13 protein-coding genes are annotated in these 15,826 nt (G+C 65.4%); 7 read left to right on the top strand and 6 right to left on the bottom strand.

Features of this window, described 5'->3' with window-relative positions:
• Window positions 1-43: 43 nt before the first annotated feature.
• From AN401_RS02335 to AN401_RS02315, 5 genes are all read left to right on the top strand, one after another.
• The gene (locus AN401_RS02335) at window positions 44-1,450 is read left to right on the top strand and encodes an aspartate aminotransferase family protein (RefSeq protein ID WP_096778435.1); all 1,407 of its coding nucleotides are present in this window, start codon (window positions 44-46) and stop codon (window positions 1,448-1,450) included.
• Window positions 1,451-1,552: 102 nt separating this feature from the next.
• A complete protein-coding gene (eutB, locus tag AN401_RS02330) occupies window positions 1,553-2,545 on the top strand; it encodes a hydroxyectoine utilization dehydratase EutB (RefSeq protein WP_094038534.1) in 993 nt (330 codons plus the stop codon).
• A 40-nt stretch (window positions 2,546-2,585) separates the two neighbouring features.
• On the top strand, window positions 2,586-3,530 hold the full coding sequence (locus tag AN401_RS02325) for a cyclodeaminase (protein ID WP_096780281.1): 945 nt from the start codon (window positions 2,586-2,588) through the stop codon (window positions 3,528-3,530).
• A gap of 98 nt (window positions 3,531-3,628) precedes the next feature.
• Window positions 3,629-4,423 carry a maleate cis-trans isomerase family protein gene (locus AN401_RS02320; RefSeq protein ID WP_096778434.1) on the top strand — a complete coding sequence of 265 codons (795 nt, stop codon included), beginning with the start codon at window positions 3,629-3,631 and terminating at the stop codon, window positions 4,421-4,423.
• Entirely contained in the window at window positions 4,420-5,313 is an 894-nt protein-coding gene (locus AN401_RS02315) for a DMT family transporter (RefSeq protein WP_096778433.1), read from the top strand. Before AN401_RS02320 ends, AN401_RS02315 begins: the two co-directional genes overlap by 4 nt.
• Window positions 5,314-5,621: 308 nt before the next feature.
• On the opposite strand, the gene lysS is transcribed toward AN401_RS02315, so the two are convergent.
• Together lysS and prfB are read right to left on the bottom strand one after the other, a co-directional pair.
• Entirely contained in the window at window positions 5,622-7,106 is a 1,485-nt protein-coding gene (gene lysS, locus AN401_RS02310) for a lysine--tRNA ligase (RefSeq protein ID WP_181256419.1), read from the bottom strand.
• Window positions 7,107-7,270: 164 nt separating this feature from the next.
• Window positions 7,271-8,369 (bottom strand): peptide chain release factor 2 gene (prfB, locus tag AN401_RS02305; RefSeq protein ID WP_096778432.1). Its coding sequence is split into 2 segments (ribosomal slippage): window positions 7,271-8,293 and window positions 8,295-8,369, totalling 1,098 coding nucleotides; the frame shifts between segments, so codons are not numbered across the junction.
• A gap of 200 nt (window positions 8,370-8,569) precedes the next feature.
• On the opposite strand from prfB, the gene AN401_RS02300 reads away from it, so the two are divergent.
• A complete protein-coding gene (locus tag AN401_RS02300; RefSeq protein WP_096778431.1) occupies window positions 8,570-10,450 on the top strand; it encodes a methyl-accepting chemotaxis protein in 1,881 nt (626 codons plus the stop codon).
• Window positions 10,451-10,512: 62 nt separating this feature from the next.
• Here the strand turns inward: AN401_RS02300 and recJ are convergent, their stop codons facing one another.
• On the bottom strand, window positions 10,513-12,252 hold the full coding sequence (recJ, locus tag AN401_RS02295; RefSeq protein ID WP_408645754.1) for a single-stranded-DNA-specific exonuclease RecJ: 1,740 nt from the start codon (window positions 12,250-12,252) through the stop codon (window positions 10,513-10,515).
• Window positions 12,253-12,401: 149 nt separating this feature from the next.
• Window positions 12,402-13,289: a site-specific tyrosine recombinase XerD gene (xerD, locus tag AN401_RS02290; protein WP_096778429.1), complete on the bottom strand. Its 888-nt coding sequence runs from the start codon at window positions 13,287-13,289 to the stop codon at window positions 12,402-12,404.
• Window positions 13,290-13,364: 75 nt separating this feature from the next.
• Between xerD and fldB the strand changes: the two genes are divergently transcribed.
• The gene (gene fldB, locus AN401_RS02285; protein WP_094038540.1) at window positions 13,365-13,880 is read left to right on the top strand and encodes a flavodoxin FldB; all 516 of its coding nucleotides are present in this window, start codon (window positions 13,365-13,367) and stop codon (window positions 13,878-13,880) included.
• A 77-nt stretch (window positions 13,881-13,957) separates the two neighbouring features.
• Here the strand turns inward: fldB and AN401_RS02280 are convergent, their stop codons facing one another.
• Complete coding sequence (locus tag AN401_RS02280; RefSeq protein ID WP_198401792.1) at window positions 13,958-14,332, bottom strand: DUF6746 family protein; 375 nt, start codon at window positions 14,330-14,332, stop codon at window positions 13,958-13,960.
• A gap of 189 nt (window positions 14,333-14,521) precedes the next feature.
• Window positions 14,522-15,826 (bottom strand): branched-chain amino acid transport system II carrier protein, encoded by a 1,305-nt coding sequence (gene brnQ, locus AN401_RS02275; protein WP_096778427.1) that lies wholly within the window; start codon window positions 15,824-15,826, stop codon window positions 14,522-14,524.

The following is a 15,826-nucleotide window of genomic DNA, read 5'->3' as shown; positions in this document are numbered from 1 at the left end:
GAACACCCATACCGGATTGAACGCTATCAAGGGAGCGACCACCATGACCATAGATACCAAAAAGCTGCTCGAAATCGACCGCAACACCGTGTTCCACGCCTCCACCCACCTGAAGCAGTACGCTCATGGTGAAGTGGGCGGCCGCATCATCACCGGCGCCCAGGGCATCCGCATCCAGGACTCCGAAGGCGTGGAGCTGATTGACGCCTTCGCCGGCCTGTACTGCGTGAACATCGGCTACGGCCGCACCGAAATGGCCGAGGCCATCTACGAGCAGGCCAAGAAGCTGGCCTACTACCACACCTATGTGGGCCACACCAACGAGGCGCTGATCGAGCTGTCCGACCGTATCATCAAGATGGCCCCCGCCGGCATGAGCAAGGTGTACTACGGCATGTCCGGCAGCGACGCCAACGAAACCCAGCTCAAGCTGGTGTGGTACTACAACAACGCCCGTGGCCTGCCCCAGAAGAAAAAGGTGATCTCCCGGGATCGCGGCTACCATGGCTCCAGCATCGCGTCCGGCTCCATGACCGGCCTGCCGCTGTTCCATGCCCACTTCGACCTGCCGCTGGAGCGCATCAAGCACACCATAGCGCCGGTCTACTACCGCCGCCCCGACGACAACATGAGCGAGCTGGAGTTCTCCAGGTACTGCGCCGCCAAGCTGGAAGAGATGATCCTGGCGGAAGGGCCGGACACCGTCGCCGCCATGATCGGCGAGCCGGTACTGGGCACCGGTGGCATAGTGCCGCCGCCCGAGGGCTACTGGGCCGAGATCCGCAAGGTGCTCGACAAGTACGACATCCTGCTGATCGCCGACGAAGTGGTGTGCGGTTTCGGTCGCCTGGGTGCCGACTTCGGCTCCCTCTACTACGACATGAAGCCGGACCTGATGACGGTCGCCAAGGGCCTGACCTCCGCCTATCAGCCGCTGTCCGGCGTGATCGTGGGCGAGAAGGTATGGAAGGTGCTGGAACAGGGCACCGATCAGTGGGGTGCCATCGGCCACGGCTACACCTATTCCGGCCACCCCATGGGTGCCGCTTCCGCCCTGTGCAACCTGGACATCATCGCCCGTGAAAACCTGGTCGGTAATGCCCGTGACACCGGTGCCTACCTGCAGCAGCGCATGCAGCAAACCTTTGCCGAGCACCCGCTGGTGGGCGAAAGCCGCGGCGTGGGCCTGCTGCACGCCCTGGAGTTCTCCAGCAACAAGGCCAGGCGCGAGCACTTCGATCCCAACCTCAAGGTGGGCCCGCAGATCGCCGCCGCCTGTCTGGAGCAGGGCCTGATCGCCCGCGCCATGCCCCACGGCGACATCCTGGGCTTTGCCCCGCCGCTGGTGGTCACCAAGGGCGAGGTGGATGACATCGTCGAGCGCACCGCCAGGGCGGTGAACAAGGTCACCGACAAGCTGGTCCGCAGCGGTGAGTGGAACGCCAGGTAAATAGACGAAAGCCGGAAGCTTTCAGCTTTCAGCAAATATCACTCAGCCAGGTTCGCCCGCCGAACCTGGCTTTTGCGGTCATCACCACCAGAGAGGCAAAGGATGCCAGCAACGGATGTACTCCCCGACCTGTCGCGGATCTATCGGGCCCGGCAGGCACTGCAAGGCCAGGTGGCGCGCACGCCCCTGATCCGCTCCGAGGCCCTGTCGCGCCGCTTCGCCTGCGAGGCCTGGCTCAAGCTCGAAACCCTCCAGCCCATCGGCGCCTTCAAGCTGCGCGGCGCCACCTTCGCCATGAGCCGGCTCGGCCCGGAACAGCGCCAGGCCGGCGTGGTCACCTGCTCCACCGGCAACCACGGCCGTGCCATCGCCTATGCCGGCCAACGGCTCGGCATTCACACCGTGATCTGCATGTCCCGGCTGGTCCCGGCCAACAAGGTCGAGGCCATCCGGGCCCTGGGCGCCGAGGTGCGCATCATCGGCAATTCCCAGGACGAGGCCGAGGTGGAAGCCCTGCGCCTGGTCGAAGAGCAGGGCATGGTCTACCTGCCGCCCTTCGATCACCCGGACATCATTACCGGCCAGGGCACCATCGGCCTGGAGATCCTGGAGGACCTGCCGACCGTCGACACCGTCTTCGCCGGCCTGTCCGGGGGCGGCCTGGTGGGCGGCATCGGCATCGCCCTCAAGGGCATCAAGCCCACGGTGGAGCTGGTCGGCGTCACCATGGACAGGGGCGCGGCCATGGTGGCCAGCCTGGAGGCGGGCCAGCCGGTGCAGGTGACCGAATACGAATCCTTCGCCGACAGCCTGGGCGGCGGTATCGGCCTGCACAACCGCTACAGCTTCGAGGCGGTGCGCCGGCACATGGACAGGGCCTACCTGGTCAGCGAAGCCGCCATCGCCAGCGCCATGGTGCACTTCGTCGAGCACGAGAAGATGCTGGTGGAAGGCGCCGCCGTGGTGGGCGTGGCCGCCATCGAGCAGCACAGCCTGGACGTGCGCGGCAAGCAGGTGGTGTTCGTGGTCAGCGGCCACAACGTGGCGCTGGACACCTTCGACCGGGCCCGGGCGCTGGCGGCGGCATCGCGCTGACCGACACCCCCCATCAGGACATTCCGCTTTGGAGCAAAACATGAAGATTTATCATAAAGCGCAAATCACCGAGGTCACCGGCCTGACCGACGACGCCCTGGCGGCGGTGGAAGCCGGTTTCGCCGCCCTGGGCCGGGGCGAGGTCACCATGCCGCCGGTGCTCAGCATGAACATCAGCGAGAGCAACGGCGAGGTGGACGTCAAGACCGCCCATATCCGCGGCCAGGAGCGGTTCGCCCTCAAGATAAGCTCCGGCTTTTTCGACAACCCCAAACTTGGCCTGCCCAGTCTCAACGGCCTGATGATACTGTTTTCGGCCAAAACCGGGGTGGTGGACTCGGTGCTGTTCGACGAAGGCTATCTCACCGACATCCGCACCGCCCTGGCCGGCGCCATCGCCGCCAAACACCTGTCGCGGCCGGACAGCGGCTCGGTGGCGGTGATCGGCGCCGGCCTGCAGGCCGAACTGCAGGTTGCGGCCCTGGGCCTGGTGCGCCCGATACGGGAAGTGCATGTGTTCGCCCGCAACCGCGAAAGGATGCTCGCCTACCAGGACACCATGGCACACCAATACGGCCTGCCGGTAACCCTGCACCAGAGCGCGGCCGCCGCCTGCGCCCGGGCCGACATCGTCGTGACCACCACGCCGGCCTCCAGCCCGGTGCTGCACTGGGCCGACCTGCGCCCCGGCACCCACGTGACCGCCATGGGTTCGGACAACGGCCACAAGAACGAGCTGGAGCCGGCGATACTGGCCAACGCCGACGCCCTGGTGGTGGACAGGCGCAGCCAGTCGGAGACCATCGGCGAGCTGCACCACTTCCCCGGTCCTTTTACCAAGCCGGTGTTTGAGCTGGGCCAGGTGATTGCCGAGGGGCTTGGCCTGCGCACCGCCCCCGAGCAGATCACCGTCTGCGACCTGAGCGGCACCGGGGTCCAGGACACCGCCATCGCCAACTACACCGCCGCCCGCCTGGGTGGCTGAAGGGTAACATTAGCGAAACAGAGTCAGAGTGGGCAGGTGGCCGAAACCACCTGCAGCTGGCCGATCCCCTCGGCCCGGATTGCGCAAGGACACGCATCATGCCTCAAGCCCAAGACGCCTTTTCCGCCCTGGAACGGCCCTATACCTTTACCACCCAGCCGCGCCAGGCCCGGGCCCGTATCGGCCTGGTACAACTGGCCAGCGACTACACCCTGGAGAACGACTGGCACCGCCTGGCGGAAGCAGGGATAGAGATCTACAGCACCCGCATGGCCTACAACAGCGTGATGACGCCGGACTCCCTCAGGGCCACGGCGGACAGCATCGCGGACGCCGCCGCCCTGGTGGCCCCTGGGCTGGAGCTCGATGTGATGGCCTTCGGCTGCACCTCCGCCAGCATGCTGATCGGCAGCGACGGCGTGGCCGAACGCCTGACCCGGGATCGTCCCGGCCTGCCCGCCACCAACCCCTGGCAGGCCAGCCTCTGCGCCCTGCGCCACCTCGGCATCCGGCGACTGGCGGTGCTCACGCCCTATAACACCGAGGTCAACCATTCCCTGTACCGGGGCCTGCAGGACGCCGGCTTCGAGATAGTGGCCTTCGGCGCCTTCGGCCTGACCCTGGACACCGAGATCCCCGCCATCCATACCGACGCCATCATGGCCGCCACCGTCGATCTGCTGGCTGGCTGCCGGGCCGAGGGGGTCTTCTTCTCCTGTACCAACCTGCGGGTGATGGCGATACTGGAAGAGATGGAACGGCGTTTCGGCCTGCCCATGGTGTCATCCAACCAGGCGCTGTTCTGGCACGCCCTGCACCTGGCCGGCCAGCAACCGGAGATCGCCGGCTTCGGCCGGCTGTTGCGCACGCCATCCACGGAGGTGGTGCCATGAATCCGAGGCTCAACGGCATGCTGCTGTCCACCGCCGGGGTGGTGCTGCTGTCGCCGGATATCCTGGTGGTACGCTGGGTACCGCTGGATCACGGCTCCCTGCTGTTCTGGCGGGGGATATTGCTGTTTTTCGGCTTCGGCGCCGTGGCCCTGTACCGCTACCGCGGCCAGCTGGGGCCCAGGCTGCGGGAAGGCGGCCTGGCCGGTCTGGGCTGCGCGCTCAGCTTCGCCCTCACCACCTACTGCTTTACCCAGTCGATGAAGCTGACCAGCCCCACCGCCGCCATGATGATCATCAGCACGGCACCGGTGTTCGCCGCCGTACTGGCCTGGCTGTGGCTGCGGGAAAGCGCCAGCCGCCGCACCCTGATCACCATCGCCATCACCCTGGCCGGCATCGGCATCATAGTGGCGGACAAGGACGGCCACAACAGCCTGGCGGGCAATCTCTACGCCCTGGGCGCCGCCCTGTTCATGGCGCTCAACTTCAATATCGCGCGCCGGGCCGCGCCCCGGGATCTCAGCCCCATGCTGATCCTGGGCGGCCTCTTCGCCTCGGCGCTGGCGCTGCTGCACACACCGGTTCCGACCCTGCCGGGCGCCACCGAGCTGGGGGTGATGGCGCTGACCGCCGCCTTGCTGATGCCCATCGGCTTCACCCTGCTGCAGCTGGCGCCGCGCTATATCCAGGCCACCGAGGTCAGCCTGTTCCTGCTGCTGGAGGCGGTGCTGGGACCGCTCTGGGTATGGCTGGTGCTGGGCGAGGCGCCGGGCGAGCGGACCCTGCTGGGCAGCCTGGTGGTCTGCGCCGGCCTGCTGTTCCACTGCCTCGGCCAGTTGCCGAGAAACCGCGCCGGCCTGCCCCCCGCCGCCAGCCCGCCCATGGTTTGAAGACCAGTTATGACTGTTTAGGATCATTTGCAAAGCTTGCTCTGTCACCACTCAGCAAAGAGTCAACAGGGCCGCCTCCACCGACACGCTGCGAGCACATCCCTGTGGCGCTCGGCACATGCCGTCCCTGGCATGTGACGGTCGGTGGGGGCAATCCCTGTTGCCTCTTCCAAGCTCCAGCGCTGTCTAACGCCCGAGTCAACAGGCGACAATGAAACGTTGGGGAGGACAACAGTCCTCAAACCGGTTCTAAAAACAAAAAAGCCGGTCGAGGACCGGCTTTGAACTATCCCGCGGTATGCCCGGACTCAGCGCTGTGGGCGCAGGGTCGGGAACAGGATAACGTCGCGGATGGTGTGGGAGTCGGTCAGCAGCATCACCAGGCGGTCGATGCCGATACCCTGGCCGGCGGTGGGCGGCAGGCCGTGCTCCAGGGCGGTGACGTAGTCCTCGTCGTAGAACATGGCTTCGTCGTCGCCCGCTTCCTTCTGCTCCACCTGATCGCGGAAACGCTGGGCCTGATCCTCGGCGTCGTTCAGCTCGGAGAAGCCGTTGGCGATTTCGCGGCCGCCGATAAAGAACTCGAAGCGATCGGTGATGCTCGGGTCGTTGTCGTTGCGGCGCGCCAGCGGGGACACTTCCGCCGGGTACTCGGTGATGAAGGTCGGCTGGATCAGGCGGTGCTCGGCGGTCTCCTCGAAGATCTCGGTGATCACCCGGCCCAGGCCCCAGGACTTCTCGACCTTGATCTTGAGATCCTTGGCCACTTCGCAGGCGCCGTCATAGGTGGCCAGCTGCTCCAGGGTCACCTCGGGGTTGTACTTGAGGATGGCGTCCTTCATGCTCAGGCGCGCGAAGGGCTTGCCGAAGTCGAACACTTCCTCGCCGTATTTCACCTCGGCGGTGCCCAGTACCTGGGTCGCCACGGTGCGCAGCATCTCTTCGGTGAAGTCCATCAGGTCGCGGTAGTCGGCGTAGGCCCAGTAGAACTCCATCATGGTGAACTCGGGGTTGTGGCGCGGCGACAGGCCTTCGTTGCGGAAGTTGCGGTTGATCTCGAACACCTTCTCGAAACCGCCCACCACCAGCCGCTTGAGGTACAGCTCGGGGGCGATGCGCAGGTACATGTCCAGATCCAGCGCATTGTGGTGGGTGATGAAGGGGCGGGCCGAGGCGCCGCCGGGGATCACCTGCATCATGGGGGTTTCCACTTCCATAAAGCCGTGGCTGTTCATGAACTGGCGGATGGCCGCCATCACCTGGGAGCGCACCTGGAAGGTGCGGCGGGAGTCTTCGTTGGTGATCAGATCCAGATAGCGCTGGCGGTAGCGGGTTTCCTGATCCGAGAGGCCGTGGAACTTCTCGGGCAGGGGACGCAGCGCCTTGGTGAGCAGCTTGAATTCATCCAGGTTGACGTAGAGATCGCCCTTGCCGGACTTATGCAGCACCCCCTTGACCCCGATGATGTCGCCGATGTCCAGGCCGCCGTACTGATCCTTGATGATCTGCTGGGCTTCCTTGGTGGCGTAGGCCTGGATGCGGCCGGACATGTCCTGCAGGGCCAGGAAGGGGCCGCGCTTGGCCATGATGCGGCCGGCCACGGACACCACCTTGCCCAGGGCTTCGAGGGCGTCCTTGTCGTGCTCGCCGAATTCGGCCTGCAGATCGCCGGCCAGGTGTTCGCGGCGGAAGTCGTTGGGGTGCGCGTTGGCCGGGCAGTCCTTGCGGATCTGCTCGAGCTTGGCACGGCGCTCGGCAATGAGTTTGTTCTCGTCTTGTAGCTGCTCTGTCATGATTAAGCCTTGTTTGAATCTTGTTTTGAGCCCTTCTGCCCGCCAGGGCCGGGGGCAGCCACGCCAACACGCAGCAAGTACATCCATGTATGCTCGACGATGGCATCCCTGCCATCGACGGTTGGCTCAGGCTGCCCCCGCCCCGGCTGACCGGTTCCGGGGAATTACAGCCCGGACTTGAGGCTGGCTTCGATAAACTTGTCCAGGTCGCCGTCCAGCACCGACTGGGTGTTGCGGGTTTCGACCCCGGTGCGCAAGTCCTTGATGCGGGCGTCGTCCAGCACGTAGGAGCGGATCTGGCTGCCCCAGCCGATGTCGGACTTGCTGTCTTCCAGCGCCTGCTTCTCGGCGTTCTGCTTCTGCAGCTCCAGCTCGTACAGCTTGGCCTTCAGCTGCTTCATCGCCTGATCCCGGTTCTTGTGCTGGGAGCGGTCGTTTTGGCACTGCACCACTATGCCGGTGGGCTCGTGGGTAATGCGCACCGCCGAGTCGGTTCTGTTGACGTGCTGACCGCCGGCGCCGGAGGCGCGGTAGGTGTCGACCCGCAGATCCGCCGGGTTGATTTCGATTTCGATGTCTTCATCGATCTCGGGGTACACGAAGGCGGAGCAGAAGGAGGTGTGGCGACGACCGCCGGAGTCGAACGGCGACTTGCGCACCAGCCGGTGCACGCCGGATTCGGTACGCAGCCAGCCGTAGGCGTATTCGCCGCTGAACTTGACGGTGGCGGACTTGATGCCGGCCACTTCCCCTTCGGACAGTTCGATGATCTCGGTCTTGAAGCCGCGGGCCTCGCCCCAGCGCAGGTACATGCGCAGCACCATGTTGCACCAGTCCTGGGCCTCGGTGCCGCCGGAGCCGGCCTGCAGATCCAGGTAGCAGTCGGATCCGTCCTGTTCGCCGGAGAACATGCGGCGGAATTCCAGATCCGCCAGTTTCTTTTCCAGCGTGTCCAGTTCGGCCTTGGATTCCTCGAAGGTGTCTTCGTCTTCTTCTTCCACCGCCAGCTCGACCAGGCCACCGATATCCTCTATGCCCTGATCCAGCTCGTCCAGGGTGCCGACCACCCCTTCCAGGGCGGCCCTTTCCTTACCCAGTGCCTGGGCGCGCTCGGGCTGGTTCCACACATCCGGCTGTTCCAGCTCGGCGTTTACCTCTTCCAGACGCTCTTTCTTGGCATCGTAGTCAAAGGTACCCCCTAAGGAGCTGTGCCCGTTCAGACAGCTCCTTGAGTTTGTTGTACACAGGGTTTACTTCAAACATGGGTCGACTGACTCTCTGTTGTGCTGAGTGAGTGTGTTTGGCGGCTCGCCAAAATCAGGGCGCTTATTCTACCGAAAGCCGGCCCTGAACGCAGCAGGCCATGACCAGATTCCGGGCAACTATCAATATTTAGTTTCGATTAAGTTTTACCGGGCTGCCGTCGATATAATGAGTCACCGCCACCAACCAGAATAAAAAAAGTGAACAACCTTAAATTAAAGCACAAGATTCTGTTAAGTTTTGTCGCTGCCATTGTTATTACCGCCCTGACCCTCAGCGGCCTCGGCTTTCGGGACATGAAGGCACAGCTCTATCAGGGCAGCGAGGCGCTGGTGTCCGGCCTGGCGCAGAAGGAAGCCGAAAAGGTGGCCGAATGGCTGGGCAGCCGCCAGGCCATGCTGGGCGCCGCCGCCAAACAGCTGGGAGACAATCCCCTCTCTCCCCTGCAACTGGTGCAGGAGGCCGGTGATTTCCAGCTCGGCTTTTACGGCACGGCCGCAGGTGTCATGCACGACAGCGACCCCGGCATCGATCGCTCCGGTTACGACCCGCGCAGCCGCCCCTGGTATCAACAGGCGCAACAGGCAAACGGCGCCATCGTCACCCCGCCCTATCTGGACGCCGCCTACAAGGTGCTGGTGGTCACCCTGGCCCGGCCGGTGCAGCAAAACGGCCGTCTGGCCGGGGTGATCGGCGGCGACGTGGCCATCACCAGCCTGATCGAGGACATCAACGCCATCCGCCTGCCGGCCCGGGGCTACGCCATGATGCTCGACAGCAACGGTACCCTGATCGCCCACCGGGATCAGGCCCGGGTGCTGCAGCCGGCCACCGGCCTGGACGCCAACCTCGGCACCGCCAACCTGAGCCGCTGGCAGCAGGACAGCCGCCTGCACCCGGTGACCCTGGCCGGCGAGCACAAGCTGGTTTATGTGCAGCCGGTGCAGGACAGCGACTGGCAACTGCTGTTCGTGCTCGACAAGGCCGCCCTGGAAGCGCCGCTTGCCACCCTGCTGTGGCAACAGCTGGGCCTGGCCGCCCTGGTGATCGCCGCCGCCGTGGTGCTGATCGGCCTGCTGGTGCAGGTGTTGCTGGCCCCCCTGGTCAGGGTTTCCCGCGCCCTGGCCCAGATCGCCGACGGCCGGGGCGATCTCACCCAGCGCATCCGCCTCAACAGCCAGGACGAAGTGGGTCAGCTGGCCGCCAGCTTCAACCGCTTCGTCGGCAGCCAGGCGGAGTTGATCCGCCAGATCCGCAGCCAGGCCGGGCACCTGGGAGCCAATGCCGAGCAGGCCTCGGTGCGCGCCAACCAGACGGTGACCGAACTCGGCCGCCAGCAGCAGGAAGTGACCATGGTCGCCACCGCGGTGACCGAAATGGCCTCCGCCACCCAGGAGATCGCCCACAACGCCGAACAGACCGCCACCGCCGCCCAGCAGTCCACGGCCAGCACCGAGCAGGGCAAGCAGCTGGTGCACAAGACAAGGGATTCCATCCAGTCCCTGGCACGGGAAATGGAACAGGCCTCCTCGGTGATAGTGCGCCTGGATCAGCACGCCAAGGACATTTCCAGCGTGCTGGCAACTATCCAGGGCATCGCCGAGCAGACCAACCTGCTGGCGCTCAACGCCGCCATCGAGGCGGCCCGGGCCGGGGAACAGGGGCGCGGTTTCGCGGTGGTGGCGGACGAGGTGCGGGTACTGTCCCAGCGCACCCACGCCTCCACCGAGGAAATCCAGGACACCATCAGCACCCTGCAACAGGCCACCAACGAGGCGGTGAAACTGATGGACACCAGCCGCAACCTGGCGGAGCTGAGCGTGGAAGATGCCGAGGCCGCCGCCCAGGCGCTGGCGGAGATCACCACGGCGGTAGGCCTGATCTCGGACATGGCCAGCCAGATCGCCACGGCGGCGGAAGAACAGAGCCAGGTGACCGGGGAGATCACCCAGAACACCACCGCCATCAAGGACGTGGCCGACGAGCTGGCCGAGGACGCGAGCCAGTCCCTGCAGCAGTCGAAAGAGCTGCACAAACAGGCGGGCGAACTGAACGGCCTGGTGAGCGCCTTTACCCTGTAACAAGGTAAGGGGTGAAGGGGTGGAGCAAGGATCCAAGCCCCATCCCTCACCCCTCACGCGACCTACAGCGGGGCCAGCTGCTCCACCAGCAATTGCAGCTGGCGCCGCCCCTTCCATTCGTTCACGTCCAGCTTGTACACCAGCTCCACCTTCTGGATGGCGGCGTTGGGCCAAGTGGCCAGATCCACGTTGAAGGCGATGGCGTCGAACAGGGTGCGCCCCTCGTCCGGACTCAGCACCAGCTTGAGGTGCTTCTCGCCCACCAGCCGCTGCTGGATGATGCGGAACTCGCCGTCGAACAGCGGCTCGGGAAAGGCCTGGCCCCAGGGGCCGGCGAAGCGCAGCTGCTCGGCCAGTTCCAGGGTCAGCTCATGGACCGCCAGTTCGCCGTCGGTGAGGATGTCCCCGGCCAGCAGCTCGGGGCTGACCCACTCATCCACCACCTGCTCGAACGCCGTCTTGAACGGGGCCAGCGCCGCCTTGGTCAACGACAGCCCCGCCGCCATGGCGTGGCCGCCGAACTTGGTGATCAGGCCCGGATGGCGGCTGTTGATGGCCTCCAGCAGATCCCGCAGGTGCACCCCGGGAATGGAGCGGCCCGAGCCCTTGAGTTCGTCCTCGCCCGCCTCGGCGAAGGCGATCACCGGGCGGAAGTAGCGTTCCTTGATGCGCGAGGCCACCAGTCCCACCACCCCCTGGTGCCAGTCGTCCTGGTGCAGCACCAGGCCGGCGGGCAGCTCGCCGTCGTCGATACGCACCCGGGCCAGGCTGGCCAGGGCCTCCTGCTGCATGCTGGCCTCGATGGCCTTGCGCTCCCGGTTGAGCTCGTCCATCAGCGCCGCCAGCCGGCGGGCCTCGTCCAGGTTGTCGCTGAGCAGGCAGGCCACCCCCATCGACATGTCGTCGAGCCGGCCCACGGCATTGAGCCGGGGGCCGAGGGCGAAGCCCAGATCCGAGGCGGTCAGCCGGGCCTGGCTGCGGCCGGAGATGTCGATCAACGCCTGGATGCCGGGCCGCACCCGGCCGGCGCGCATGCGCTGCAGGCCCTGGTGCACCAGCACCCGGTTGTTGCCGTCCAGGGCCACCACGTCCGCCACGGTGCCGAGCGCCACCAGATCCAGGTAGTCCGCCATGTTGGGCGCCGTGATCCCCCGTTGCTCGAACCAGCCCTGCTCGCCCAGGGCCGAACGCAGCGCCAGCAGCAGGTAGAAGGCCACCCCCACCCCGGCCAGGTTCTTGGAAGGAAAGTCGCAGCCGTGCTGGTTGGGGTTGACGATGGCGTCCGCCTCGGGCGTCTCCTCGCCGGGCAGGTGGTGATCGGTGACGATCACCTGCATGCCCGCCGCCCTGGCCGCCGCCACCCCACTGATGCTGGAAATGCCATTGTCCACGGTGATCAGCAGTTCGGCGCCCAGGGCCGCCGCCTCGTCCACCACCTGGGGGCTCAGGCCGTAGCCGTAGTCGAAGCGGTTGGGCACCAGGTAGCCGACCCGCCGCGCGCCCATGGCGCGCAGGCCGTGCACCATCAGCGCCGAGCTGGTGGCGCCGTCGCAGTCGAAATCGCCCACTATCAGTATGCTGCGCTGCTGCTCCAGGGCCTCGGCCAGCAGCCGCACCGCCTCGGCCATGCCCTTGAAGCCGGGCTTGAGCAGGGCCCCGGCCTGCAGGTTGAGCTGCTCGGGTTGCACCAGGCCACGGCTGGCATAGAGCCGCTGCAGCAGCGGGGAAAGCTCGGCGGGCAACCGATGGGGCACGACTTCACGCCGGCGGATGGGCAATCGGGAACGGACGGACATGGGCAAGACTTGTTTTTAAACGGGCCGACCACACTAACCGCGCCGGGGGGAATTTGCAACGACCCGCCGTAGACAGAGCCGGAAGCGATAAGCTTGAAGCTGGAAGCCATCTCTTCCAGCTTCCGGCTTACGGCTTCCAGCTCCGCCGCAGGCGGTTATCCCCTGGGATGATGCTGCTCGTGCAGGACGCTGAGCCGGTGGTTGGCCACATGGGTGTAGATCTGGGTGGTGGACAGGTCCGAGTGGCCCAGCAGCAGCTGCACCACCCGCAGGTCGGCGCCGTGGTTGAGCAGGTGGGTAGCGAAGGCGTGGCGCAGGGTGTGGGGCGACAGCTCCATGGTGATGCCGGCGCGCAGGGCATAATGCTTGATGCGGTGCCAGAAGGTCTGGCGGGTCATCTGCCGGGCCCGGCGCGAGGGGAACACCACGTCCGACGGCTGCTCACCCAACAGCACCGGCCGCGCCTCCTTGAGATAGCTGGTCAGCCAGTACAGCGCCTCCTCCCCCATGGGCACCAGCCGCTCCTTGTTGCCCTTGCCGGTCACCCGTACCAGGCCCTGGCGCAGGCTGACGCTCTCCATCGACAGGCTCACCAGCTCGCTCACCCGCAAGCCGGTGGCATAGAGCAGCTCCAGCATGGCCTTGTCGCGCAGCTCCAGGGGGTCGCCCACCTCCGGCGCCTGCAGCAGGCGGGACACCTGCTGCTCGCTCAAATCCTTGGGCAAGCGTTTGGGCAGCTTGGGGCCGGCGATCAGCACGCTGGGATCGTCGGCGCGCAACTGCTCCCGGTGCAGGTACTGGAAGAAGCGGCGCAGCACGCTCAGCATGCGCGCCGTGCTGCTGGCCTTAAAGCCCAGATCCAGCCGGTGCGCCAGGTACTGCTGCAGGGTGAGGCCGTCCACCGCCAGCAGGCTGCCGCCCTCGCCGTCCAGCCAGGCGGCGAAGTGGGTCAGATCACTGCGGTAGGAAGCCAGGGTGTTGTCCGACAGTCCCTTCTCCAGCCAGAGGGCGTCGACAAATTGTTCCACCAGGGGATGGCTCATGCTTACTCCGGGCTCTGCCCTGTGCGCGGGCTTCTGTTATGATAGGGCCCTTGTCTGCTGAGATGACGGAACCCCATGAATATCGGTCTCTTTTACGGCTCCACCACCTGCTATACCGAGATGGCCGCCGAGAAAATCCGCGACCAGCTCGGCGCCGAGCTGGTCGATCTGCATAATATCAAGGATGTGCCGCTCAAGCGCGCCGAAGACTATCCCATTCTGATCTTCGGCATCTCCACCTGGGATTTCGGCGAGTTGCAGGAAGACTGGGAATCCCACTGGGACGAGGTGGACGAGCTGGATCTGGACGGCCGGGTGGTGGCGCTGTTCGGCATGGGCGATCAGCTCGGCTACGGCGAATGGTTCCAGGATGCGCTCGGCCTGCTGCACGACAAGGTCGCCGCCCGCGGCGCCACCCTGGTTGGCTACTGGCCCAACCAGGGCTACGAGTTCGAGGCCTCCAAGGCGCTCACCGACGACGGCCGTTACTTTGTCGGCCTGTCCCTGGACGAGGCCAACCAGTACGACGACACCGATGCCCGCATCCAGGCCTGGGTGGCCCAGATCCTGGAAGAAATCGCGGCTCTGTGAGCCGCCGTTACCCGCGCTCCGTCCGCGGGTAACGCCTCTCTTAATCTTTTATTCCACGTCCTGCCTCAGACCTCCGTTCAGGGGATCAGGGTGCGGGATACCGCCAGATAGGCCTCGCCCCTGTCCTTGACCAGCTGCGGCTGGTTGGTCTCGGAGGCGACATGCACCTCCTCCAGGGTCTGTGCCAGGGCTGCGGTTTCTTCATTGATTTTGGCCAGGGCGTTTTCCAGGGTGTAGGTGAGCTGGTGCACCTCGCTCAGGGCCGCCGGTGTCAGCTCTCCCGCCAGCAGTTCGGCCAGCTTGGCGTTGTACTCGGAGAAGTTGGTCACCGCCTGCTCCAGGGTCTCGGCAGGCTCTCCCTGGTAATGGTCCGGGCGCGTCTCGGCCTGAACATGGGCCGCCAACAGCAGGATCAGGGCGGAAAAAAGGGGCAGCGGAAGGGATTTCATCATGGTTTCCTCGCGTTTGAGTGGAAGGTCCCCATCAAGCTAAATCAAACGATAACCATTATCAATTTTATCCGCATAATGCTTGATCGGGATCAAACGACGACTTTCCGACCGGTTGTCCAGCCTTGCTTGCCAAAGCAAAAGGGGCGGCTCGATGCCGCCCCTTGGGATCCAGGGTTAACCCTCACCGGCTCAGGCCAGGGCTTCTTCCCGGGCCTTGCCGATCACCAGGCCGGCCAGGGCGGCGACGGCGGTGGGCAGCACCCAGGCCATGCCGACGCCGAACAGCGGCAGGAAACCAAACAGGCTCATGTTCAGGCCGGCGGCCTGCAGGCCGTCGAGCAGGCCGAACACAAAGGAAACCCCGATGATCAGGCGGAAGGCGAACACCGGCGACTTCATCAGCGGCCGCAGATAGGTCGCCAGCACCAGGGCGATCGCCACCGGATACAGGGCCACCAGGATCGGGATGGACACGCTGATCAGGGTGTTCAGGCCCACATTGGCCACCAGCATGCAGGCCAGGGCGATCAGCACCACCCAACGGCGATAGCTGCCCTTGCCGGTCAGGTTGTGGAAATAATCGGCACAGGAGGAGATCAGGCCCACGGCGGTGGTCAGGCAGGCCAGGGTGACGATGCCCGCCAGTATCCACAGGCCGGGGGTGCCGAACAGGGCCAGTACATAGGCGCTGATGATCTCGCCGCCGTTGCTGGCGGACTCCACCACGCCCAGGCTGGTGCCGCCCAGGATGAACAGGGAAATGTAGACGAAACCCAGGCCGGCGGCGGCGATCAGCGCCGCCAGGGTCAGGTAGCGGGACTGGGCGCGGGTATCGGTCACGCCTTTCTTGCGCAGCACGTCCAGGATCAGGATGGCAAACAGCAGGGACGCGAAGGTGTCCATGGTGTTATAGCCTTCGATAAAGCCCTTCACGAACGGCTGGCTCATATAGGCTTCGGCCACCTCGGGCTGGGAGCCCTGGGGATTGACGAAGACGGCGATGGCCAGCACCACCAGCAGCACCAGCAGCACCGGGGTCAGCAGCTTGCCCACCGCTTCCAGCAGCCGACCCTGGCTGAGGGAGAGCAGCAGCGCCACCCCGAAGAACACCAGGGTATAGAGGGTGAGGCTGGCCTGGCCCGGATTGTCGAGGAAGGGTTTGATCCCCATCTCGAAGGCCACCAGGCCGGTACGGGGGGCGGCGAAGGCCGGGCCTATGATGATGAAAATGGCGCACGCCATGACCGTCACCACCAGCGGCGGCAGGTAGCGTCCCATGGTGGGCAGGCCACCACCGGCCAGGGCGGCGGCGACCAGGCCCGCCAGGGGCAGGCCCACGGCGGTGATCAAAAAGCCGAACATGGCACTGGTCAGGTTTTCACCGGCCAGGAAGCCGGCCAGGGGCGGGAAGATGATATTACCGGCGCCCAGGAAGAAGGCGAAGGTCATGAACCCCAGGCCCAGGATGTCAAAGGTGGATAAGGATCTGTTCAC

Source organism: Zobellella denitrificans (assembly GCF_002407485.1).
In the GTDB taxonomy this organism is placed as follows: Bacteria; Pseudomonadota; Gammaproteobacteria; order Enterobacterales; family Aeromonadaceae; genus Oceanimonas; species Oceanimonas denitrificans.
The sequence above is the reverse complement of the archived record's forward strand: the minus strand, read 5'-3'. Positions and strand labels throughout refer to the sequence as shown.

Excerpts from the sequence above, each read along its gene's own strand:
- AN401_RS02335 (WP_096778435.1), top strand. The coding sequence starts at position 44 with ATGACCATAGATACCAAAAAGCTGCTCGAAATCGACCGCAACACCGTG.
- eutB (WP_094038534.1), top strand. The coding sequence starts at position 1,553 with ATGCCAGCAACGGATGTACTCCCCGACCTGTCGCGGATCTATCGGGCC.
- AN401_RS02325 (WP_096780281.1), top strand. The coding sequence starts at position 2,586 with ATGAAGATTTATCATAAAGCGCAAATCACCGAGGTCACCGGCCTGACC.
- AN401_RS02320 (WP_096778434.1), top strand. The coding sequence starts at position 3,629 with ATGCCTCAAGCCCAAGACGCCTTTTCCGCCCTGGAACGGCCCTATACC.
- AN401_RS02315 (WP_096778433.1), top strand. The coding sequence starts at position 4,420 with ATGAATCCGAGGCTCAACGGCATGCTGCTGTCCACCGCCGGGGTGGTG.
- lysS (WP_181256419.1), bottom strand. The coding sequence starts at position 7,106 with ATGACAGAGCAGCTACAAGACGAGAACAAACTCATTGCCGAGCGCCGT.
- xerD (WP_096778429.1), bottom strand. The coding sequence starts at position 13,289 with ATGAGCCATCCCCTGGTGGAACAATTTGTCGACGCCCTCTGGCTGGAG.
- fldB (WP_094038540.1), top strand. The coding sequence starts at position 13,365 with ATGAATATCGGTCTCTTTTACGGCTCCACCACCTGCTATACCGAGATG.
- AN401_RS02280 (WP_198401792.1), bottom strand. The coding sequence starts at position 14,332 with ATGATGAAATCCCTTCCGCTGCCCCTTTTTTCCGCCCTGATCCTGCTG.